At 72.8% G+C, this 19,445-nt stretch carries 19 protein-coding genes; 11 read left to right on the top strand and 8 right to left on the bottom strand.

Translation table 11 applies throughout. The features are described 5' to 3' along the window. Positions 1-56: 56 nt before the first annotated feature. Genes AC068B_RS13650 through AC068B_RS13635 form a run of 4 tightly spaced genes read right to left on the bottom strand, consistent with a single transcriptional unit; the run spans position 57 to position 5,197 of the window. Complete coding sequence (locus AC068B_RS13650) at positions 57-1,001, bottom strand: S66 peptidase family protein (protein WP_478671474.1); 945 nt, start codon at positions 999-1,001, stop codon at positions 57-59. Next, entirely contained in the window at positions 998-2,983 is a 1,986-nt protein-coding gene (locus AC068B_RS13645) for a prolyl oligopeptidase family serine peptidase (RefSeq protein ID WP_478672064.1), read from the bottom strand. The genes AC068B_RS13650 and AC068B_RS13645 overlap by 4 nt, the downstream gene beginning before the upstream one ends. A 26-nt stretch (positions 2,984-3,009) precedes the next feature. Further along, positions 3,010-4,371, bottom strand: a complete 1,362-nt coding sequence (locus tag AC068B_RS13640; protein ID WP_478671472.1) for a M20/M25/M40 family metallo-hydrolase — start codon at positions 4,369-4,371, stop codon at positions 3,010-3,012. Next, positions 4,364-5,197, bottom strand: coding sequence for a M55 family metallopeptidase (locus AC068B_RS13635; RefSeq protein ID WP_478671471.1), 834 nt, complete (start codon positions 5,195-5,197; stop codon positions 4,364-4,366). Before AC068B_RS13635 ends, AC068B_RS13640 begins: the two co-directional genes overlap by 8 nt. Before the next feature lie 163 nt (positions 5,198-5,360). Here AC068B_RS13635 and AC068B_RS13630 point away from each other — a divergent pair, with 163 nt between their 5' ends. The 8 genes from AC068B_RS13630 to AC068B_RS13595 all read left to right on the top strand — a co-directional run bounded on the left by AC068B_RS13630 (position 5,361) and on the right by AC068B_RS13595 (position 11,475). Next, entirely contained in the window at positions 5,361-6,872 is a 1,512-nt protein-coding gene (locus tag AC068B_RS13630; protein WP_478671470.1) for an aminotransferase class I/II-fold pyridoxal phosphate-dependent enzyme, read from the top strand. 167 nt (positions 6,873-7,039) lie between these two features. Beyond that, positions 7,040-7,216, top strand: a complete 177-nt coding sequence (locus AC068B_RS13625) for a hypothetical protein (protein WP_478671467.1) — start codon at positions 7,040-7,042, stop codon at positions 7,214-7,216. Next, on the top strand, positions 7,213-7,674 hold the full coding sequence (locus AC068B_RS13620) for an MrpF/PhaF family protein (protein WP_478671466.1): 462 nt from the start codon (positions 7,213-7,215) through the stop codon (positions 7,672-7,674). The genes AC068B_RS13625 and AC068B_RS13620 overlap by 4 nt, the downstream gene beginning before the upstream one ends. Positions 7,675-7,711: 37 nt before the next feature. Next, positions 7,712-7,984, top strand: a complete 273-nt coding sequence (locus tag AC068B_RS13615) for a Na(+)/H(+) antiporter subunit B (RefSeq protein ID WP_478671465.1) — start codon at positions 7,712-7,714, stop codon at positions 7,982-7,984. Next, on the top strand, positions 7,981-8,736 hold the full coding sequence (locus AC068B_RS13610; RefSeq protein ID WP_478671464.1) for an MnhB domain-containing protein: 756 nt from the start codon (positions 7,981-7,983) through the stop codon (positions 8,734-8,736). The genes AC068B_RS13615 and AC068B_RS13610 overlap by 4 nt, the downstream gene beginning before the upstream one ends. Beyond that, positions 8,736-9,083, top strand: a complete 348-nt coding sequence (locus tag AC068B_RS13605; RefSeq protein ID WP_478671462.1) for a sodium:proton antiporter — start codon at positions 8,736-8,738, stop codon at positions 9,081-9,083. Before AC068B_RS13610 ends, AC068B_RS13605 begins: the two co-directional genes overlap by 1 nt. Beyond that, positions 9,080-10,825 (top strand): complex I subunit 5 family protein, encoded by a 1,746-nt coding sequence (locus AC068B_RS13600; protein ID WP_478671461.1) that lies wholly within the window; start codon positions 9,080-9,082, stop codon positions 10,823-10,825. Before AC068B_RS13605 ends, AC068B_RS13600 begins: the two co-directional genes overlap by 4 nt. A gap of 23 nt (positions 10,826-10,848) precedes the next feature. Then, a complete protein-coding gene (locus AC068B_RS13595) occupies positions 10,849-11,475 on the top strand; it encodes a LysE family translocator (RefSeq protein WP_478671460.1) in 627 nt (208 codons plus the stop codon). A gap of 126 nt (positions 11,476-11,601) precedes the next feature. Here the strand turns inward: AC068B_RS13595 and AC068B_RS13590 are convergent, their stop codons facing one another. The 4 genes from AC068B_RS13590 to AC068B_RS13575 all read right to left on the bottom strand — a co-directional run bounded on the left by AC068B_RS13590 (position 11,602) and on the right by AC068B_RS13575 (position 16,000). Beyond that, positions 11,602-12,132 (bottom strand): copper chaperone PCu(A)C, encoded by a 531-nt coding sequence (locus AC068B_RS13590; protein ID WP_478671459.1) that lies wholly within the window; start codon positions 12,130-12,132, stop codon positions 11,602-11,604. Then, on the bottom strand, positions 12,129-14,498 hold the full coding sequence (locus AC068B_RS13585; protein ID WP_478671458.1) for a heavy metal translocating P-type ATPase: 2,370 nt from the start codon (positions 14,496-14,498) through the stop codon (positions 12,129-12,131). The genes AC068B_RS13590 and AC068B_RS13585 overlap by 4 nt, the downstream gene beginning before the upstream one ends. Further along, entirely contained in the window at positions 14,498-14,737 is a 240-nt protein-coding gene (locus AC068B_RS13580; protein ID WP_478671457.1) for a hypothetical protein, read from the bottom strand. The genes AC068B_RS13585 and AC068B_RS13580 overlap by 1 nt, the downstream gene beginning before the upstream one ends. 285 nt (positions 14,738-15,022) lie before the next feature. Then, the gene (locus AC068B_RS13575) at positions 15,023-16,000 is read right to left on the bottom strand and encodes a GHMP family kinase ATP-binding protein (RefSeq protein ID WP_478672062.1); all 978 of its coding nucleotides are present in this window, start codon (positions 15,998-16,000) and stop codon (positions 15,023-15,025) included. Between the two features lie 186 nt (positions 16,001-16,186). Here AC068B_RS13575 and AC068B_RS13570 point away from each other — a divergent pair, with 186 nt between their 5' ends. The 3 genes from AC068B_RS13570 to AC068B_RS13560 all read left to right on the top strand — a co-directional run bounded on the left by AC068B_RS13570 (position 16,187) and on the right by AC068B_RS13560 (position 19,421). Next, on the top strand, positions 16,187-17,179 hold the full coding sequence (locus AC068B_RS13570; RefSeq protein ID WP_478671455.1) for a pyridoxal-phosphate dependent enzyme: 993 nt from the start codon (positions 16,187-16,189) through the stop codon (positions 17,177-17,179). Between the two features lie 80 nt (positions 17,180-17,259). Continuing rightward, positions 17,260-18,099, top strand: coding sequence for a Rossmann-like domain-containing protein (locus AC068B_RS13565; protein ID WP_478671454.1), 840 nt, complete (start codon positions 17,260-17,262; stop codon positions 18,097-18,099). After that, on the top strand, positions 18,096-19,421 hold the full coding sequence (locus AC068B_RS13560; protein ID WP_478671451.1) for an MFS transporter: 1,326 nt from the start codon (positions 18,096-18,098) through the stop codon (positions 19,419-19,421). Before AC068B_RS13565 ends, AC068B_RS13560 begins: the two co-directional genes overlap by 4 nt. The last annotated feature ends 24 nt before the right edge of the window (positions 19,422-19,445 follow it).

The raw sequence follows: 19,445 nt of genomic DNA, 5'->3' as shown, positions 1-19,445 counted from the left end.
TGAGGAGGTCAACGGCTGTGACAGCGGTTTCTGCGGGGAGATTCCGTGAAGGGAGGTCAGCCGAGCGCGGGCTCCTCCAGCGTCAACGTGCCCGCGTCCGCGTCGAGTTCGCCCGCCACCCCGAACGGCACGGTCAGCGCCGCGTCGCAGTGCCCGAACCCGAACTCCTCCGCCACCGGCACCCCGAGCCCGCCGAGCCGGTCCGCGAAGAGCGCCCGCAGCTCGTCGCGGTCCCCGCACTCCTCCCACGAGCCCAGCGCGATCCCCGCCACGCCGTCCAGCCAGCGGGAGCGCAGGAGTTGGGTGAGAATCCGGTCCATGCGGTACGCCTCCTCGCCGATGTCCTCGATGAAGAGCAGGCCGCCCCGGGCGGACGGCCTGGCCGTGGGCGTGCCGAGGTCGGCGGCGAGCAGCGACACACAGCCGCCGAGCGTGACGCCCCGGGCCCGGCCGCCGGTCAGCGGCGCCGCGTGCGGGGAGCCCGCCCGGATCACCCGGGCCTCCTCGGGGGCGAAGAGCGTCGTCCGCAGGTGCTCCCGGGCCCGCTCGTTCTTGAGGAAGCCGTTCGTGGCGGTCATCGGCCCGTGCAGGGTGGCGATGCCGAGGCGGGTGGCGAAGGCTTCGTGCAGCGCGGTGATGTCGCTGTAGCCGACGAACACCTTGGGCCCGGCGGCCCTGGTCGCCCGCCGCAGCGCCGCCCAGTCGACGAGGTCCACCATCCGCTGGGCGCCGTATCCGCCGCGGGCACAGAACACGGCGGCCACGGACGGGTCGCACCACGCCTGTTCCAGGTCGCGGGCGCGGTCGGCGTCCGCTCCCGCGAGGTAGCCGAGCTCCGGGTGGCGGTCGCGCACATGGGGCGCGACGACGGGGTCCAGGTCCCAGCCCCGCAGGATGTCGAGTCCCGCTGCCAGGCTCTCCTCGGGGACAGGTCCGCTCGGCGCGACGACGGCCACCCGAGCGCCGGGAACGAGGCGCGCGGGACGTACGAGGGGTCTCACTTGGCGAGCTCCAGGGTGGGGACGCGTCCCGCGAGGTCGATCCTGAACACCTGGGCGTACAGGGAGAGTTCCGCCTCCAGGGCGCGGACCAGGGTGTCGGCGCGGCGGAAGCCGTGCCCCTCGCCCTCGAAGGCGATGTAGGCGTGCGGAATGCCGCGCCCCTCCATCCTGGCGAGGAACCGCTCCGACTGGGCGGGCGGACAGATGACGTCGTCGAGGCCCTGGAGCAGGAGGAACGGCGAGGTGATCAGCTCGGCGTGGCGCACCGGCGAGCGTTCCGCGTACCGCCCCGGCACGGCGTCGAGCGGGCCGACCAGCGACTCCAGGTACTGCGATTCCAGGTCGTGGGTCTCCCCCGACGCGAATGCGGTCAGGTCAAGCACGGGGTAGATGATCGTCCCGCAGGAGTAGACGTCCGTGCAGGTCAGCGAGGCGGCCGTGGTCCAGCCGCCCGCGCTGCCGCCGCGGACGGCGAGCCGGGCGCGGTCGGCGGTCCCCTCGTCGGCGAGGGCGAGGGCGACGGCGGCACAGTCGTCGACGTCGGCGATGCCCCACTGTTCGCGCAGCCGGTTGCGGTAGGCGCGGCCGTACCCGGTGGAGCCGCTGTAGTTGACCTCGGCGACGCCGATGCCGCGTGAGGTGAAGTAGGCGATGGCCAGATCGAGCACGAGGGGCGCGCGGCCGGTGGGACCGCCGTGCGCCCACACCACGTAGGGCGGCAGCTCGTCGTCGGATGCGATGTGGCCGGGGTGGTGCGGCGGGTAGATGTGCGCGTGGATCTCGCGTCCTGCCGGGCCGTAGAAGGTGCGGATCTGCGGTTCCGGATAGTACGCGGGGTCCACCGGGTCGTCGTGGGCGGCGCCGACGACCCGGGCGCGGCCGGTGCAGGTGTCCAGCTCCACGACCTCGTACGCGCTGCGCGGGCTCGCGGCGACGCCCGCCACGCGCGATCCGTGCGCGGCGACCGTCGAGGCCCACTCCGTCCAGGGGCCCGCCGCGTCGACGACCTCGCCCGTCTCGGGGTCGAGTATGCCGAGCGCGGTGGCGCCCTTGCCGTGCACGACGGCGATCAGTCCGCTGTCCAGCGGGGCGAACCAGCTCCAGCCGACCTGCCACAGCGGGCCCGCGAACTCCTCCTGGCGCGGGCAGAGCGGCTGGACGTCGGCGGTGTCGCCGGGGTGCGCCCGGTACAGGTTCCACCAGCCAGTGCGGTCGCTGGAGAACAGCAGCCGCCCGTCATGGGCCCATTCGACCTGCGCGACCGACTCTTCCGGACCGCCCGCGAAGGCCTGTGCCGCGCCGAACGAGCCGTCGTCGCGCACCTCGGCGAGCATCAGCTCCGTGCCGTCCCACGGCATGCGCGGGTGGTCCCAGGCGATCCAGGCGACGTGGGCGCCGTCGGGCGACAGACGGGGGCCCGTGACGAACCGGTGCCCGCCGTCGGACAGTTCGCGCACGGCCCCGCGGTCCCCTGCCGCCGATCCGTCGAGCGGCACCGCGGCGATGACGCGGCGCACATCGGTCGGCGCCTCGCCGGTGAACTCCTCCAGGACGCACCAGACTTCGCCCCGGTCGAGGCGGAGGACGGGGTCGGCCCAGCGCAGCCCGCCGCCGACGTCCGAGACCGGGGTCAGGGGTCGCGGTCCGGCGCCGGGGGTGTCGGGCTCGTACGCGTACAGGCGCTGGTCGGCGAAGTCGACGAAGACCACGAGCGGACCCTCAGGGCGGTCGGCCCCGGCCCAGGGGCGGCCGCCGTACTCGACGACGCGGCTGCGCACGTTCCACGGCGCGGGCAGCACCGACCGCTCCTCGCCGTCGGGCAGCCGCCGCACCAGGGCGCGTCGGCCCGCCTCGGTGGGCCGTGGCACGGTCCACCAGGTCTCGGCGCCGACGAAGCCCACGTATCCCGGGGCTCCGTCGTGGGCGGCGGCCAGCTCGGCGTCGATCGGCGACGGCCATGATCCGTACGCCAGGGTCTGCATCATGTCCTTCTCTTCCCCCATTTTTGCTAGGCCGTACGCAGAAAGCGGTCGAGGACACGGACGCCAAAGTGCAGCGCGTCGACCGGGACGCACTCGTCGACTCCGTGGAAGAGCGCCTGGTAGTCGAAGCCCTCCGGTGTCCTCAGCGGCGAGAAGCCGTAGCCGGTGATGCCGAGCCGCGAGAACTGCTTGGCGTCCGTGCCGCCCGACATGCAGTACGGCACGACGTGGCCCTCCGGCGCGAACTCCTCGACGGCCGCCCGCATCCGCGCGTACGTCGGCGAGTCGACCGGCGCCTCCAGCGCCACCTCGCGGTGGTGGAACTCCCAGTCGACGTCAGGCCCCGTGAGCCGGTCAAGCGTGCGGTGGAACTCATCCTCGCCGCCGGGCAGAAAGCGGCCGTCGACATAGGCCACTGCCTCCCCAGGGATCACATTGACCTTGTAACCCGACTGCAGCATCGTCGGATTGGCGCTGTTGCGGACGGTCGGCGCGACCAGGTCGGCGGTCTGGCCGAGCTTCTCCAGGAAGGCGTCCACGTCGTACCCCGGCGCTTCGGGGTCGGTCTCGAGGCCGTAGAGCGCGGCCAGTTCGACGAGCGAGGCGCGCACGGTCGGGGTGAGCCGCACCGGCCAGCGGTGCTCGCCGATGCGGGCGATGGCACCGGCCAGCCTGCTGACCGCGTTGGCGTGGTTGACCTTGGAGCCGTGCCCGGCCTTGCCGCGCGCGGTGAGCTTGAGCCAGCCGGTCCCGCGCTCGCCCGCGGCGATGGGGTAGATCTGATTGCCCCTGCCGTCGTGGAAGGTGAAGGCGCCGGACTCGCTGATGCCTTCCGTACAGCCCTCGAAGAGCGCCGCGTGCCGGTCGGCGAGGAATCCGGAGCCGTCGGCGGCGCTGGCCTCCTCGTCGGCGGTGAAGGCGATCACGAGGTCCCGCCGGGGCCGCACACCGGCCCGGGCCCACCGCCTGACCACGGACAGGATCATCGCGTCCATGTTCTTCATGTCGATGGCGCCACGGCCCCACACGATGCCGTCGCGGATCTCGCCGGAGAACGGGTCGACGCTCCAGTCGGCGGCCTCGGCGGGCACGACGTCCAGATGCCCGTGGACGAGCAGGGCGTCGGCGCCCGGGTCCGTGCCCTCGATGCGGGCGACGACGTTCGTGCGGCCCGGGGTGCGCTCGAGGAGCATCGGCTCCAGGCCCGCGTCGGCGAGGCGCTCGGCCGCGTACTCGGCGGCGGGGCGCTCACGGCAGTCGCCGTCGCCCCGGTTGGTGGTGTCGATGCGGATGAGCTCGGAGGTGAACGTGACGACCTCGTCGAGCGCCCGCGCGTCCACGTGATCGCCGGGCTCCTGCTCCTGTCCCTGATCCTGCTGGTCAGCCATATTGCTCCTCCACCGCGGCAGAGGCGATCGTCGTAACCGCCTTGAAGGTACGGATCCCCTCGTACATCGTCTCGCTGTCGTACGCGACCTTGCGCTCCCCCGTACGGCGCACACCCGGCACCACGGTCGACGCCATCGAGAGGTGCTCGGCGTCGAACTCGACCTCCACGGTGAACGGCCCGCCGACCACCGGCGCGTGACGCACCGCCAGCGCGGTGGCCTCCTTCGCGGCGCCGCGGATGTCCCCTGCGGTGCGGGCCGGGGTGCGGCAGACCGCCGCGTACCGGGAGACGTGGTCCTTGACGGCGACCTTCAGCGCTCCGGGCGCGTAGCCGAGGGCGTCCTCGCAGGCGAGGTCGTCGCCAGTGACGAGCACGACGGGGACGCCGAACTCGGCGACGACGTGCGCGTTGAGCAGCCCTTCGCTGGCCCGGACGCCGTTGACCCACACGCCGGTGATCTGGTTGGCGAGGTAGGTGTGCGCGAGGACACCCTCCATTCCGGCGCCCGCGTGGTACCCGATGAACGCGATGCCGTCCACGTCGTCGTGCTGCACGCCCTCCACCATGGAGAGCGACTTGTGCCGTCCGGTGAGCATCTCGGCCCGCTCGTCCAGCTCTTCGAGGAGCAGGTTGCGCATGGTCCAGTGTGCTTCGTTGATGAGCACCTCGTCGGCGCCGCCGTCGAAGAACCCGAGCACGGCGGCGTTCACGTCAGAGGTGAACATCGCCCGGCACCGCTCCCACTGCGGGGTGCCGGGCAGCACGTCGGCCGGCCAGGTCACGCCGGTGGCGCCCTCCATGTCGGCGCTGATGAGGATCTTCACAAGGCACTCCCGTCCCCTCAGGTCAGAGCGGCAACCAGCTCACACTGACATCAGATGTTAGACAGACGGGGTGGTGCCGACGCGACCGTGTTCCGGGGTGTCCTGCGTCTCGTACGGCCTCAGCGGCGGATTGGCGGGGCCGCCTCCCGGGAAACCGTGTGCCATGTCGTCCGATCACCTCTCCGCAACGCCCGACCACACCTCCGCCCCGGTCCTCGAAGCCCTGGCCGAGCACCGTTCCAAGGGCCGGGTGGGGTTCACCCCGCCGGGCCACAAACAGGCCCGCGGCGCCGATCCGGCCGTGCGCGAGGTACTGGGAGACGCGGTCTTCCACGGCGATGTCCTCGCGTCGGGAGGGCTCGACGACCGGCGCACCCGGGGCCGGGTCCTCGAACGGGCCGAACGCCTGATGGCGGATGCCGTGCACGCGGAGCACACCTTCTTCTCCACCTGTGGCAGTTCCCTGTCCGTCAAGGCGGCGATGCTCGCCATCGCGGGCCCCCACACCAAGCTCCTCATCGGCCGGGACGCGCACAAGGCCGTCGTCTCCGGGCTGATCCTGTCGGGCATCGAGCCGGTGTGGGTGGAGCCGCAATGGGACGACCGACGGCATCTGGCGCACGCCCCTTCGGCCGAGGACTTCGCGGCGGCGTTCACCGCCCACCCCGACGCGCAGGGCGCTCTGGTCACCAGCCCCACTCCGTACGGCAGCTGCGCCGACCTGCGCGGCATCGCGGACGTCTGCCACCGCTGGGCGCGCCCGCTCGTCGTGGACGAGGCCTGGGGCGCACACCTGCCGTTCCATCCCGGCCTGCCGTCGTGGGCGATGGACGCGGGCGCCGACATCTGTGTGACGAGCATCCACAAGATGGGCAGCGGCCTGGAGCAGGGCTCGGTCTTCCACCTGCAGGGAGACCTGGTCGACCCCGCGGTCCTGCAGAACCGCGCGGACCTCCTCGGCACCACCAGTCCCTCCGTCCTGATCTACGCGGGACTGGACGGCTGGCGCCGCCAGATGGCGCTGCACGGCCACAAACTGATGGGCCGAACCCTGGAGTTGGCGGCACGGGTGCGGGCGGAGATCGAGTGCATGGACGGCCTCCACGTCAACGACCGCGCCGACTTCTGCGGGCCGGGGCTCGCCGCGGACTTCGATCCGCTGCCGGTGGTCATCGAGGTCGACGGCCTGGGCACCAGCGGCTACCGGGCGGCGGACTGGCTGCGCCGCACCCACGCCCTCGACGCACACCTCGCCGACCACCGCAGGATCAGCGCCCAGCTCACGCACGCCGACGACGCCGAGACCACCGGTCTGCTGCTCACGGCCCTGCGGGACCTGGTGCGCGCCGCCGAGGACCAGGACCTGTCACCGGCGCCGCCGGTGGAGATCCCGACCGGCCGCGACCTGCGGATGGAGCAGGCCGTGCTGCCCCGCGACGCCTTCTTCGGTCCGACCGAGGACGTACCGGCGGACGAGGCGGTGGGGCGGATCGCGGCCGAGATGGTGACCCCGTACCCGCCCGGCATTCCCGCGGTGCTCCCCGGCGAGCGGCTCACCGAGCCGGTCCTGCGCTATCTGCGCAGCGGAGTCGTCGCCGGGATGAACCTCCCCGACGCCACGGACAGCGAGCTGACCACGGTTCGGGTCGTCTCCGGGGACGCCTCCGCCTCCTGACGGACGCGCCTCCCCGGCCCGCCCGTCCGCGGCTGGCAGAGTTCGCCCGTCGGGGGCACCGCGGTACCCGGGCATGCCCCCGCCACGCCTGGGCACCCGCCCGCCCTCGGAAGAACGACCGCATCCGACGTCGACGGACGACACCCCCCGGACAAGGAGCGCGCGAGATGTGCGGACGGCTGAGCGGCGTCGTGGAGTTCCTGGTCTGGTGGGCGGGGCTCACCGGGATCTGGCTCGTGCTCATCGGCAGGGCCGATGCCCTGGAACTGACGGTGGGGGCCTGCTGCTCGGCGGTGGGCGCCCTGGCGGCGACCGCGGCCCGGCGCGCGGCGGAGGCCCGGTGAACCCGTGGACCGCGTGCGGCGCCGCGCTCCTGGCCTTCGGCATGGCGCCGGTGATCCGGGGTGTGGCGGCGGGGCCCCTGGCGCGCAGGCTGCTCGCGCAGAACACGGGCAGCACCGTGGTCGCCCTGGCCTTCCTGCTGCTCGCGCAGGGGTACGGGCGGCCCGCCTATGTGGATCTGTCCCTGGTCCTCGGCCTCCTCGGGCCGGTCGGCACCCTGGTGTGCGTCCGCCTGCTCGCCGACGACCTGACGGGCGGAGCGCCCCGTGGGAGCTCCGCCGTGACGGTGACCTGTGTGGCCGCCTCGGCGGCGGTGACCGTCGCGGTGTGCGTGGCGACGGCGCCCGGCAGGGCCCTCGTGAAGCTGATCCTCATCGGTGCGCTGGTGGCCGTCGGGAACGTGGCCGCCGCACGGGCCCTCACGGTGGGCGTGGTGGCGAAGGCGGACACGGCGCGATGAGCGCGCCGGGGGGAGAGTTCGGAGGTGGTGGGGCGGCATGAGCGGAGACGACCTGGTGACGGCGGTGTGTCTGGTGCTGGTCGCGGTGTCGGCGACGGTTGCGGTCGCGGTGCGTGATCCGGCGCGGCAGGCGCTGGTCCTGGCCGTGCTGGGGCTGGTGCTCGCCGCTCTCTTCACGGTCCTGCAGGCGCCGGACGTGGCGCTGTCGCAGCTGGCCGTCGGATCGGTGCTGACGCCTCTGCTGATCCTGCTCTCGGTGCGCAAGGTCCGGCGGCGCGGGCGCGCCACCGGCAAGGAGGCGGGGCGGTGAGCGGTGCGCTGCGGCGATGGGTCCTCGCGATCGGTGGCGCCGGTCTGGCCGCGCTCTTCGTCGGCGCGTTCGTCGCACTGCCGGATTTCGGCGCCGGTGCGCATCCGTACGGCGACCGGGCGACCACCGAGTCCCTGGTCCGAAGGACCGCCAACGTGGTCTCGTCGGTCAACTTCGACCAGCGGGCCTTCGACACCCTGGGCGAGGAGTCGATCCTCTTCGCCGCCGTACTCGGCACGGTGATCCTGCTCCGGCAGACCCGCGACGAGGACCGCGTGCCGCCCCGCCCCGCACGGGTCGACCCGTTGGTGCGGCGCTACGCGCTCGTGCTGCTGCCGGTGACGCTGGTGACGGGCCTGTACGTCGTCGCCCACGGGCAGTTGAGCCCGGGCGGCGGCTTCCAGGGCGGCGTCATCGCGGCCACCGCGGTGCACCTGCTCTACATCGGGGCGGACTACCAGGCGCTGGAGCGGATCCGTCCGACGAGCCTGTACGAGGTGGGGGACGCGGTCGGCGAAGCGGGGTATCTGTTCGTCGGCGTGGCCGGTCTCGTCGCCGGAGCCTCCTTCCTGGCGAACACGCTGCCGCTCGGGACGTTCAACACGCTCGCGTCGGGCGGCACCGTGCCGTTGCTGAACCTGGCGGTGGGCATCGAAGTGGCCTGTGCGGTCGTCGTACTTGTGAGCCGCTTCCTCGATCAGGCGGTGGAGATCACCAGTGACCGCAAGCACGGGAAGGCCGGAGCGCGTTGATGCATGTCTTCCCCTACCTGGTGGCAGGCTGGATCTTCCTGGTGGGCTGCTACGGACTGGCCACCAGTCGGCATCTGGTGCATGCCGTCGGCTGCCTCTCGGTGTGCCAGGCCGCCACGTACGTCCTGCTGCTCGCCGTCGGATACCGCACGGGTGGTACCGCACCGGTCCACTCCGACCTGGCTCCGCGCTCGCGCCCGCTGGTCGACCCCGTGGTCCAGGCGCTCGCTCTCACCGATGTCGTCGTGGGGGCGACCGTGACCGCACTGCTGCTGGCCCTGGTGATCCAGGTGGCCAAACGCCATGGCACCGCCGACCCCGACGAGTTGTCCGAGCTGCGCGGATGAACCACCTGCTGCCCCTGGTCGTGGCCGTGCCGCTGCTCGGCGCCGCATTCCTCGTCGCCACGGGCCGGATGCTGCCGCGGATCGCCACCGACGCGGTGGCCGCCGCGGTGGCGACGGGCACGACCGCGCTCGCCGCCGTGCTCCTCGCCCACTCCTCCCCCGCAGCCACGGAATGGGTCGGCGGCTGGCGGCCCCACCAGGGACGGAGCGTGGGCATCGTCCTGGTCGGTGACGCGCCGGGCACCGGGCTCGCCGTACTCGTCAGCCTCCTGACCGTGGCCGTACTCGTCTACTCCTGGCACTACTTCGACGAGGTCCCGCACGGACACGCCGCTTCGTTTCCCGCGCTGGTCCTCCTCTTCCAGGCAGGCATGTGCGGCTTCGCCCTGACCGGCGACCTCTTCAACGCGTTCGTCTTCTTCGAACTGATGGGAGTCGCCGCGTACGCCTTGACGGGCTATCGCGTGGAGGAACCCAAGGCCGTCCAGGGTGCCCTCACCTTCGGCATCCTCAACTCCCTGGGCGCGTATGCCACGTTGCTGGGCATCGCGCTGCTGTACGCGCGCACCGGCGAGCTGGGCATGCGGCAGATCGGGGCGCGCCTCGACGCCCAGGGGCGCCCTGACGCCCTGGTCCTGGCGGCGTTCGTCCTGGTGCTGACCGGGCTGCTGGTGAAGGCGGCCGCCGTCCCCTTCCACTTCTGGCTTCCCGACGCCCACGCGGTGGCGCCGACGCCGGTGTGCATGCTGCTGTCCGGCGTGATGGTGGAACTCGGCGTCTACGGCGTATGGCGTGTCCACTCCACCGTGTTCGCCGGGCCCGGCGGGCTGCCGACCGCCGATGTGGGCCGGTGCCTCGTCGCGCTGGGCGCCGTGACCGCCGTCCTGGGCGCCGTGCTGTGCTGGCAGCAGCACCATCTCAAGCGGCTGCTCGCCTACTCGACGATCGCGCACACCGGGCTCTTCCTCTTCGGAATCGGACTGCTGCGCCCGGAATCCACCGCAGGCACCGCTCTGTACGTACTGGGCCACGCGGGGGCCAAGGCCGCGCTGTTCGCCTGCACCGGGATCCTGCTCGACCGGTACGGCAGCGTCGACGAGCGGGAACTCCACGGGCGCGGCCGACGGTTGCGTTCGGTCGGCGTGCTCTACACGGTCGCGGCCCTGGCGCTTGCGGGCCTGCCGCCGTTCGGCACGGCCCTCGGGAAGGGCACGGCCGAGGAGGCCGCGGGTGTGGCGGGCACGCTGCTGTTCACCGTCGTTTCCGCGCTCACCGGTGCGGCCGCGCTGCGCGTCGCGGCACGCGTGTTCTGGGGGTTCGGCCCACGCCCGTGCCGCGCACCGGCACAGGAGACCACGGGCCGCGACGAGGAGCCGGAGACCCGCGGCCTGCTGTCGCGCGTCCCGCTGCCGATGGCGGCCGTGCCCGCGGCCCTGCTGGCCGGTGCCCTCGCCGTCGGCCTCGTGCCCGCACTCGCCACCGGGACCGGCAACGCCTTCGGCAGCCCGGCGGCGCTCGCCCCGCACTGGACTCCCGACTCCGTACTCACCGGCCTCGTGTCCGCGACGTGCGCGGCGGGCTGCGCCGCGCTGGCCCTGCGGCGGGACACCTCCCAGGAGCCCTACGCGTGGACCGCGCCGCTGCGCCGCCTGCATTCGGGGCACGTCGGGGACTACGTCGCGTGGTTCGTGCTCGGCACCGCGGTCCTCGGCGCGCTGGCCCTCCCCGGGGTCCTGTCCTGAGCAGGCCGGGGTATACGTGTTTCATGATGGAGAGCGTGGAATGGGCGACGTTTTTCCCTGCGACCCTGCTGGTTGCCGCCACGCCGGGTGCCAATCAGCTTTTGAGCCTGCGCAACGGTCTGCGTCATGGCTGGGCCCCCGCCGTGAGCGCCTCGCTGGGGCGCTTCGCCGCGTTCGCCCTCATGGTGATCGCGGTGGCATCCGGCCTGGGTGCGGTTCTCTCCGCATCCGAACTGGCCTTCAACATCATCAAGTGGTGCGGCGTGGTCTATCTGCTGTGGCTGGGCGGAAAGACGGTGTTCGCGGCGGTGCGGCAGAAGCAGGCACACACTCCAGAAGGTTCTTCCGACGCAGGGCGACTCGCGCGCCAGGAATTCATCGTCGCGGCCTCGAACCCCAAGGCCCTGATTCTCTTCACGGTGTTTCTTCCGCAGTTCCTCACCCGTGAAGTCGAGGGAGTCGCTGTTCCGCTTCTGCTGCTCGGCGCCGTCTATATCGCCGTCGAATTCTGCTGCGCCTGCGGGTATGCCGCCCTGGGGAGCCGGTTGAAGAGCATGGGCATCACGCGCCGCACCCGGCGGGTCCTCGACGGGGTGACGGGAGCGGCCATGCTGGGCCTCGCGGGATGGCTCGCCACCGAACAGCACTGAACCGGGCTCCATCCGAGTTCCTCGGGGACGCGTCCTCCCCCGTGGCGGGCGGGAGCAGCGAGGCGTACGAGGTGGGGGCGGGCACCCGTGGCCACCCGGTCAGCTGCTGCCACGGGCGTCGCCCTCTCAGTCGTGCCGCCCTTCGCTGCCCACGGACGGGCGGATCACGACCGCTTCCGCCTTGACGGTCCCGCCCTCCCGGAAGGTCAGGACGAACGGGATCCGGTCGCCCAGATCCAGCGGCTCGCGGATGCGCACCATGACGTCCACGCCGTACGGCGACATGGTGAGGCCCTCACCGGCCGGGACGGCGGCGGAGTCCACCATGCGCATCCCGGCGGCCCCGCGGCCCGTGGGCGCGTACCGGCCGAGCATCACGTCGTCGAGGACGGGTGACGCCACCGAGGTCAACCGGTCGTCGGAGCCGCCGGAGTTGGTGATCCGGAAGAACGCGGCGCTCTCCTGCGTACTGCCGAACGGCAGGAACACCGTCCCGTCGGCGACCTCGACGTGGGCCGGGCTGCCCGCGGCGCCGGACCCGGTCCACACGGTCAGCAGGCCCAGGGCCACCGCGCACGCGGCGACGGGTTCGAGCGCGCCGCCGAGGCCCTCGCGTATGCGGCGGCGGGACGGCCGCCAGGAGTGCGTGTCGCTCATCGTCGGCCTCCCAGGCCCGCGCGCGAAGTCCTGCCAGGGGACGGCCCGCGCGTCGGCCGCCAGGTGCGCAGCCGCAGGCTGTTGCCGACGACCAGCAGGGAACTCGCCGACATCGCCGCTGCGGCCACCATGGGATTCAGCAGGCCCACGGCGGCGAGCGGCACCGTGACGGCGTTGTAGCCGAAGGCCCACAGGAGGTTGACCCGGATGGTGCGCAGGGTGCGGCGGGCGAGGCGGACCGCGTCCGCGACGGCCTCGATGTCGCCGCGGACGAGCGTCACGTCGGCGGCCCCGATCGCCACGTCGGTGCCGCTGCCCATGGCGATGCCGAGGTCGGCACCGGCGAGCGCCGCGGCGTCGTTCACCCCGTCGCCGATGACCGCGACCCGGCGGCCGCGTTCCCTCAACTCCTGTACGAGAGCGGCCTTGCCCTCGGGCGTGCAGCGGGCGTGCACCTCGTCGATGCCGAGGCTCCCCGCGACGGCGCGGGCGGTGGCCTCGCGGTCGCCGGTGGCGAGGACGGGGCGCACGCCGAGGCGCCGCATGCGGTCCACGGCGCGGTAGCTTCCGGGGCGGACCAGGTCGCCTACGGCGATGACCGCCTCGGGCACGCCGTCCACCAAGACCAGGACCGGGGTGTGCGCGGCGTCCTCGGCCGCCGTCAGGGCGCGGGCGAGCGGTCCGGTCAACTCGTCGCCGGGAGAGCGGACTTCGACCAGGTGCCCGTCGACCTCGCCCCGGACGCCCTGCCCGGCCACGGCGCCGAACGCGCGCACTTCAGGCAGCGACTCTTCGGGCAGGTGCTCCGTGGGCAGGGACTTTCGCGCGTACGAGGTGATCGCGCGGCCCAGCGGGTGTTCCGAGCCCTGCTCCACGGCTCCGGCGAGCCGCAGCGCGGCCTCCCGGCCGATGCCGTCGGGCGCCGCCGTGACCGTGACGACGCTCATGTGTCCCGAGGTGAGGGTGCCGGTCTTGTCCAGGACGACGGTGTCGACGTGCCGCAGCGCTTCGAGGGCCTGCGGCCCGGTGACCAGGACGCCGAGCTGGGCGCCGCGGCCGGTGGCGGCCATCAGGGCGGTGGGGGTGGCCAGGCCGAGGGCGCACGGGCAGGCGACGACGAGCACGGCCACGCAGGCGGTGACGGCGGCCTGCGGGTCCGCTCCGGCACCGAGCCAGAAGCCGAGCACCGTGGCGGCGAGCGCGAGCACCACCGGCACGAAGATGCCCGCCACCTCGTCGGCGAGCCGCTGTGCGCGCGCCTTTCCGGCCTGGGCGTCGGTCACCATCCGGGTGATCCTGGCCAGTTGGGTGTCGGCGCCGACGGCCGTGGCGCGGACGAGGAGCAGCCCGCCCGCGTTGACGGCGCCGCCGGTCAGCCCGGAGTCCGGCCCGACCTCGACGGGCTCGCTCTCGCCCGTGACCAGGGACAGATCCACGGCGGAGCTGCCCTCCACGACGACGCCGTCGGTGGCGACCCGCTCGCCGGGCCGGACGACGAAGACCTGGCCCACGCCCAACTGCTCGATGGGGATGAGCTGTTCGGCACCCCCCTCACGTACGGCGACATCCTTGACCGTGAGCCCCGCGAGGGAACGCAACGCCTGCCCGGTGCCGTGCCGGGCCCGCGCCTCCAGGAACCGTCCGGCGAGCACGAACAGCGGGACGCCGACGGCCGCCTCCAGATAGACGTGCGCGGTGCCGTCGTCGGCGGACGGCAGCAGGGTGAACGGCATCGTCATGCCGGGGTCGCCCGCGCCGCCGAGGAAGAGCGCGTACGCGGACCAGCCGAAGGAGGCCGCGACGCCCAGCGAGACCAGCGTGTCCATGGTCGCCGCCGAGTGCCGCAGGCCGCGCAGCGCGCGCAGGTGGAAGGGCCACGCGCCCCACGTCGCGACGGGCGCGGTGAGCGCGAAGCACAGCCACTGCCAGTTGCGGAACTGCAGGGCGGGGACCATGGAGAGGACGAGCACGGGCACGGCGAGCAGGGCGGTGATCAGGAGCTGTTGCCGCTGTTGGTGCCGGTTGCGGTCTTCTTGCCGTTGCTTCTCTTCTTGCCGTTGCTTCTCTTGTTGTCGCTGTTCCTCTTGCTGTCCCTGTTCCTCTTGTTGCCGTCCGGGCTTGGGCTGCCGCGGCGGTTCCGGCAGCTCCGCCGTGTAGCCCGCCTGCTGGACGGTGGTGACGAGTTCGTCGGGGGTGACGTGCGGCGGGTGGCTCACCCGGGCGCGGCCGGTCGCGAGGTTGACCGTGGCGGTCACCCCGTCCAGCCTGCCGAGCCGCTTCTCGACCCGCTTCACACAGGCCGCGCAGGTCATGCCGCCGACGGCCAGGTCGGTGGTCACCACGGCGTCCGCCGCTCCGACGCCCATCAGTGGCCTCCGCCGTGCATGCCGCCCATGCCGCCCGATCCGGTGCTGGAATCGGAACCGCTGCCGGTCCCCGAGCCCGAACCCGGCCCCGAGTCCGTCGTCGAGTCGTGTATGCCGGGCGCGACAGGACCTGCCGCCCTGCCCACGGCGTACGACGCGGCGAAGACCAGCACCATCAGCAACAGAAAGCCGCAGAGTGCGGGCGGCGGCACGAATCTGCGCCGGTAGTCCTCAGCCATCACCGCTCCTGAATCGCACCACGTCGCGGACCGGTCGGTCCGCACCGCTCCAGGAGTCGGACGCGGTGGGGCCCGAGTTCCCGTAGGGCCGGATACTGGCCAGATCCTTGCGAACCATGACCATGTGGCCAATCGTTGCGGGCGGGGCCCGCGGCCGACGATCGGGGCATGAAGATTCTCTGGGTAATCGCGCATCCGGACCTGGTGCTGCGACCGGAACTGGCGCCGGGCCTGTCCGGGGTGGGCGTGCACGGTTGAGGGGTGCACCGGTGGCGGGTGCGCCCGTCACGGCGCCCCCGGCGGGGCGGGCACGTTGCCGAAGCTCAGGGTCCGGTAGACCGACACCCCGACCGACGCTCCACCGTGCACCCCGCCCACCAGCTCGCCGCACGCCTCCGCCGCGGCCGTCACGCGGCGCGTGTACGCCGGGTCCGTGGCGTCCAGCAGGATCCCCAGGGTCGTACCGCTGTGCCCGACGGCCACGCCGAGGCCGCCGACCTCGCGGCAGATGGCCCGCATCGGCTCCAACGACCTCTTGTGGCGCAGGGACTGGTTCATCAGGGCGCTGCGCGTGGCGATCCGGCCCACCTCCGCCAGGTCCCGGCCGCGCACCGCGTCGGTGAGCCGTCCGAGCAGTCCGGCGTAGGCGTGCCGGTCGGCGGCCGTGAACGGCTTGGGGATGCGGTTGAAGTCCACCGTGTCCACCGAGCCGCCCTCGTCGACGCCGACAACCGCCATGGCGGGCAGCGAGCCGAGGACCGCGCGGAGGCGGACGCTGCGGTGGTGGTAGGCAACGATCGCGGGGTAGAGCACGCCATCGGTGGGTTCGATGCGGGCCAGGAGCCGTTCGATCCTGGCGGGCGGCATGGGGACGTCGAGGGCCCTGCCAACGGCCCGCGCGGTGGCGACGAGGTCGGCGGAGGAGCTGGCGAGCCCCTTCCCCTCCGGGATCACGCTGCTGAGGGTGAGGACCCCGCCGGGCGGGCACCCTGCCTTCCCGGGCGCCAAGTCGGCGATCATGCGCGCCAGTTGCAGTGCCTTGGTCTTGTGCGCGGGCCGGACCTCAAGCTTCCCCGACGCCGGCCCCTGCCGGTACGCGGCCATTGTCCAGCGCGCCACGGGCAGCGTGACGAGGAAGTCCCCGTCCTCCTCCGGCAGCACGCCCTGCAGCAGCTCGCCGAAGGTGCCGAAGGCGGTGCCGACCCCCGTTGACGGCGCCTCTCGGCGCGGCGGGCGAGACCGGGTTCCGGCCTCTTGGAACAGCTTCACGCAACTCCTCTCGACATCGCGGCGCACCCGGCACGGCACCCCGCGCGGACCAGTGTGCCGAAATTAACCGCTCTTGACAATCATTTTCATCTAGTGTGATGCTCTCGGCGTTCCCGGGGGCCGCCCGCACTCCCCCGGCGCACCTCCCTGCCCTCTCGTCCCTACCGGGGGAACTCCGTCATGCACGCACACATCGCCGAAGCGGTGAAGAAACCCGATCTCATATCCCTCGCACCGGATCTGGCCTGCCTCCGCTTCGAGACCATGAAGATCTACTCAGCCCTGGGTGCCGTCCGGCACCTGCTCGCGTCGGGCGCCGTCCGGCCCGGCGACACCCTCGTCGACAGCTCGAGCGGCATCTACGCCCAGGCCCTCGCACTCGCCTGCCACCGGTACGGAATGAAGTGCCACATCGTGGGCTCCACCACCGTCGACCAGTCGACCCGGGTGCAGCTGGAGATACTCGGCGCCACACTGGAGCAGGTCGCGCCCTCCAAGAACCTGCGCCTCGACCAGGAGTTGAGGGTGCGGCGCATCGCCGAGATCCTGGCGGACAACCCCTCGTACCACTGGATGCGGCAGTACCACGACGACATCCACTACCGCGGCTACCGCGACGTGGCCGCGGAGATGGACAAGGACCTGCCCGCGGGGCCGCTCGCACTGGTCGGCGGCGTGGGCTCGGGCGCCTCCACCGGGGCCCTCGCCACATATCTTCGCGAGGCGGGCCGCGACGTGTCACTCGTCGGCGTGCAGCCCTTCGGCAGCGTCACCTTCGGATCCGAGCACGTGGCGGACCCGGACATGATCATCGCGGGGATCGGCAGCGCCATCGAGTTCCGCAACGTCCGGCACGAGCTGTACGACCGCGTGCACTGGGTGAACTTCGACAGCGCCGTGTCGGGCGCCGTCGCCCTGCTGCGCACCAGCGGCATCTTCGCCGGGCTCTCGGCGGGCGCCTCCTACCTCACCGCACTGTGGGAACGGCGCAGGGACGACACGCGCACGTACGTCTTCATCGCCGCCGACACAGGTCACCGCTACGTCGAGAGCGCCTACGCCCGGCACGAACAGGCCCTGGACATCGACACGTTGAAGCCGCACGAGATCACCTCGCTCGACGAGCTGCGGCACCCCTGGTCCACGACGGCCTGGCCCGCCACCGCCTCGTGAACCTCCCCGCCACGCTGCTGACCTCGCCAACCCCACCGACCCCGCCGACCCCGCCCACCCCGGAGAGAAAACCAACCCCCATGTCGCACACCACGCCCCACACCGTCGCCGAGCTCATCGACGCCGTCCTGGCGGGCGCCCACGGACCCGACCCCGCCGACCTCACCGTCACCAGCGCGTTCTGGCTCTACAACACCACGCGGCTCGCCGGCGGAAACGTCACGTACCACAACCACTACCTGCTGCTCCGCGTCGGCGACTCCTTCGGCGCCTGCTCCTTCGAGGCGGGCGAACTCGCCCCGGGCTTCTGCGAGAACGCCTCGGGACACTCCCTGGACAAGCTGCTCCGCGACGAGGCCGCGCCCGTGCGGACCGCCGCGCTCGACGCGTACTTCGCCCGTGTGCGCCCGCACCGCGACGCCGACGACGCCGAGCGCGTCATGCTGCCGACCGGCACGCCCGAGGAGCGCGCCGAGGCCCGCGACGCCGCCGTCGCCGGGCTGCTCGACATCGAGCCCGGCGCGCGGGTCGCCCTGATCGGCGTGGTCAACCCGCTCGTCGCGGCGATACGCGAGCGGGGCGGCGTCTGCCTGCCCTGCGACCTGAACCTGCGCACGACGGCGTGGGGCGAGCCCGTCACCGACGACATGACCGAAGTGCTCGCGGGGGCCGACGCCGTGATCGCCACCGGCATGACGCTCAGCAACGGCACGTTCGACCTGATCCTGCGGCACTGCGTCGAACACGGCGTGCCGTTGATCGTCTACGCGCAGAGCGGCAGCGCCGTCGCCCGCGCCTTCCTCGGCGCGGGCGTCACCGGACTCAACGCGGAGCCGTTCACGTTCTCCCAGTTCAGCGCCGACGCCACCCCGATGTACCGCTACCGCGCCGCCCTCGCGCCGAACGGGGCAGCGGCGTGAGCACCGATGCCACCGATGCCGCCGATGCCACCAAGGACTGCACTACTGAAGAAGACCGCGACGAGGACGCGCCGCCCGGCGATCTGCGCATGGCGCGCACGCTCTGGCCCGTGCTGCTCGCCTCGGCGGTCGGTCTGCTGCCGTTCACCGTCTTCAGCACGTACCTCGTGCCCATCGCCGACGAGGCGGGCAGCAGCGTCGCGGCGATGGGTGGCCTTCGCGGGCTCGGCGGGCTCGCCGCCCTGCTGGTCGGCACCGCGCTGGCCCCGCTCATCGACCGGGTGCCCAGGGAGTGGGCGGCGGCGGGCGCGCTCGCCGCGCTCGGCGCCTCGGCAGCCCTCGGCGCCAGCGGGGACTTCCTGCTGCTCGCCGTGTTCTGCCTGCTCATCGGGGCAAGTACGGCCGTACTGAACCCGGCGCTCACCGCCGCGGCCGCCGACCGCTTCGGCACCGGCAGGGCGGCCGGGCGCGCGGCGACCCTGGTCACGGCCACCACGTCCATGACCGCGATGCTCGCCGCCCCGGTCATCGCGCTGCCCGCACTGTTCTGGGGCTGGCAGGGCGACCTGTTCGCGGTGACCGTGGTGTCGCTGCTGCTCGCGGCGGTCTTCGTGGCCCGGCGGGGACGGCACGCGAAGCCGGACGAGGAAGCCGTCGCGGACGGGCCGCGCCTGGGCTACCTCGCCTCGTTCAAGGCCCTGGCGGCGGTGCGCGGCGTGGTGCCCGTGCTGCTGATCGGGTTCCTGCGCACCGCGGTGTTCATGGGATACCTGTCGTATCTCGCGGCCTTCTACGAGGAGCGGTTCGACCTCGATGCCGGGCTCTTCGCGTTCGTGTGGACGCTGAGCGGCGCGTCGTTCTTCGTCAGCAACCTCCTCACCGGGCGGATCACCAACTCGGCCGAACCACGCATCGGAACGGAACGCCTGCTGGCCGTCGGCCTCGTCGCCGCGCTCGTCTCGGTCGTGGGCTTCTACTTCACGCACTGGCTGCCGCTCGCCCTCGCCATGACCGCGCTGCACGCGGCGAGCCACGCCGTCGTCGCCGCCTGCGTCGTCAGCCTCATCGTGCGGCGCTGCGGGACGACGCTGCGCGGCTCGGCGCTGAGCCTCAACGCGGCGGGGCAGAGCCTCGGCGTGTTCGCGGGCGCGGCGCTCGGGGGCGCGGGCCTCGGCCTCGCCGGGTACCCCGGCACCGCCGCGGTCTTCGGCGCCCTGGTCGTCGCGGCGCTCGGCGCGGCGGCGCTGGTGCTGCGCGCGAGCAGCTCGGGCGGGGCGATCGGGGCTGACGGGGCGGACGGGGAGAGGACGGACACCACGTGAGCACCACCGGCCACACCGACGTAC

This window comes from Streptomyces sp. NPDC042371 (assembly GCF_056437465.1).
Note: the sequence above shows the minus strand (reverse complement) of the source record. Positions and strands in the feature narration are given on the sequence as shown.

Coding starts and splice junctions, on each gene's coding strand:
- AC068B_RS13645 (WP_478672064.1), bottom strand. CDS start 2,983: ATGCAGACCCTGGCGTACGGATCATGGCCGTCGCCGATCGACGCCGAG.
- AC068B_RS13640 (WP_478671472.1), bottom strand. CDS start 4,371: ATGGCTGACCAGCAGGATCAGGGACAGGAGCAGGAGCCCGGCGATCAC.
- AC068B_RS13630 (WP_478671470.1), top strand. CDS start 5,361: ATGTCGTCCGATCACCTCTCCGCAACGCCCGACCACACCTCCGCCCCG.
- AC068B_RS13625 (WP_478671467.1), top strand. CDS start 7,040: ATGTGCGGACGGCTGAGCGGCGTCGTGGAGTTCCTGGTCTGGTGGGCG.
- AC068B_RS13615 (WP_478671465.1), top strand. CDS start 7,712: ATGAGCGGAGACGACCTGGTGACGGCGGTGTGTCTGGTGCTGGTCGCG.
- AC068B_RS13605 (WP_478671462.1), top strand. CDS start 8,736: ATGCATGTCTTCCCCTACCTGGTGGCAGGCTGGATCTTCCTGGTGGGC.
- AC068B_RS13600 (WP_478671461.1), top strand. CDS start 9,080: ATGAACCACCTGCTGCCCCTGGTCGTGGCCGTGCCGCTGCTCGGCGCC.
- AC068B_RS13595 (WP_478671460.1), top strand. CDS start 10,849: ATGATGGAGAGCGTGGAATGGGCGACGTTTTTCCCTGCGACCCTGCTG.
- AC068B_RS13590 (WP_478671459.1), bottom strand. CDS start 12,132: ATGAGCGACACGCACTCCTGGCGGCCGTCCCGCCGCCGCATACGCGAG.
- AC068B_RS13585 (WP_478671458.1), bottom strand. CDS start 14,498: ATGGGCGTCGGAGCGGCGGACGCCGTGGTGACCACCGACCTGGCCGTC.
- AC068B_RS13580 (WP_478671457.1), bottom strand. CDS start 14,737: ATGGCTGAGGACTACCGGCGCAGATTCGTGCCGCCGCCCGCACTCTGC.
- AC068B_RS13570 (WP_478671455.1), top strand. CDS start 16,187: ATGCACGCACACATCGCCGAAGCGGTGAAGAAACCCGATCTCATATCC.
- AC068B_RS13565 (WP_478671454.1), top strand. CDS start 17,260: ATGTCGCACACCACGCCCCACACCGTCGCCGAGCTCATCGACGCCGTC.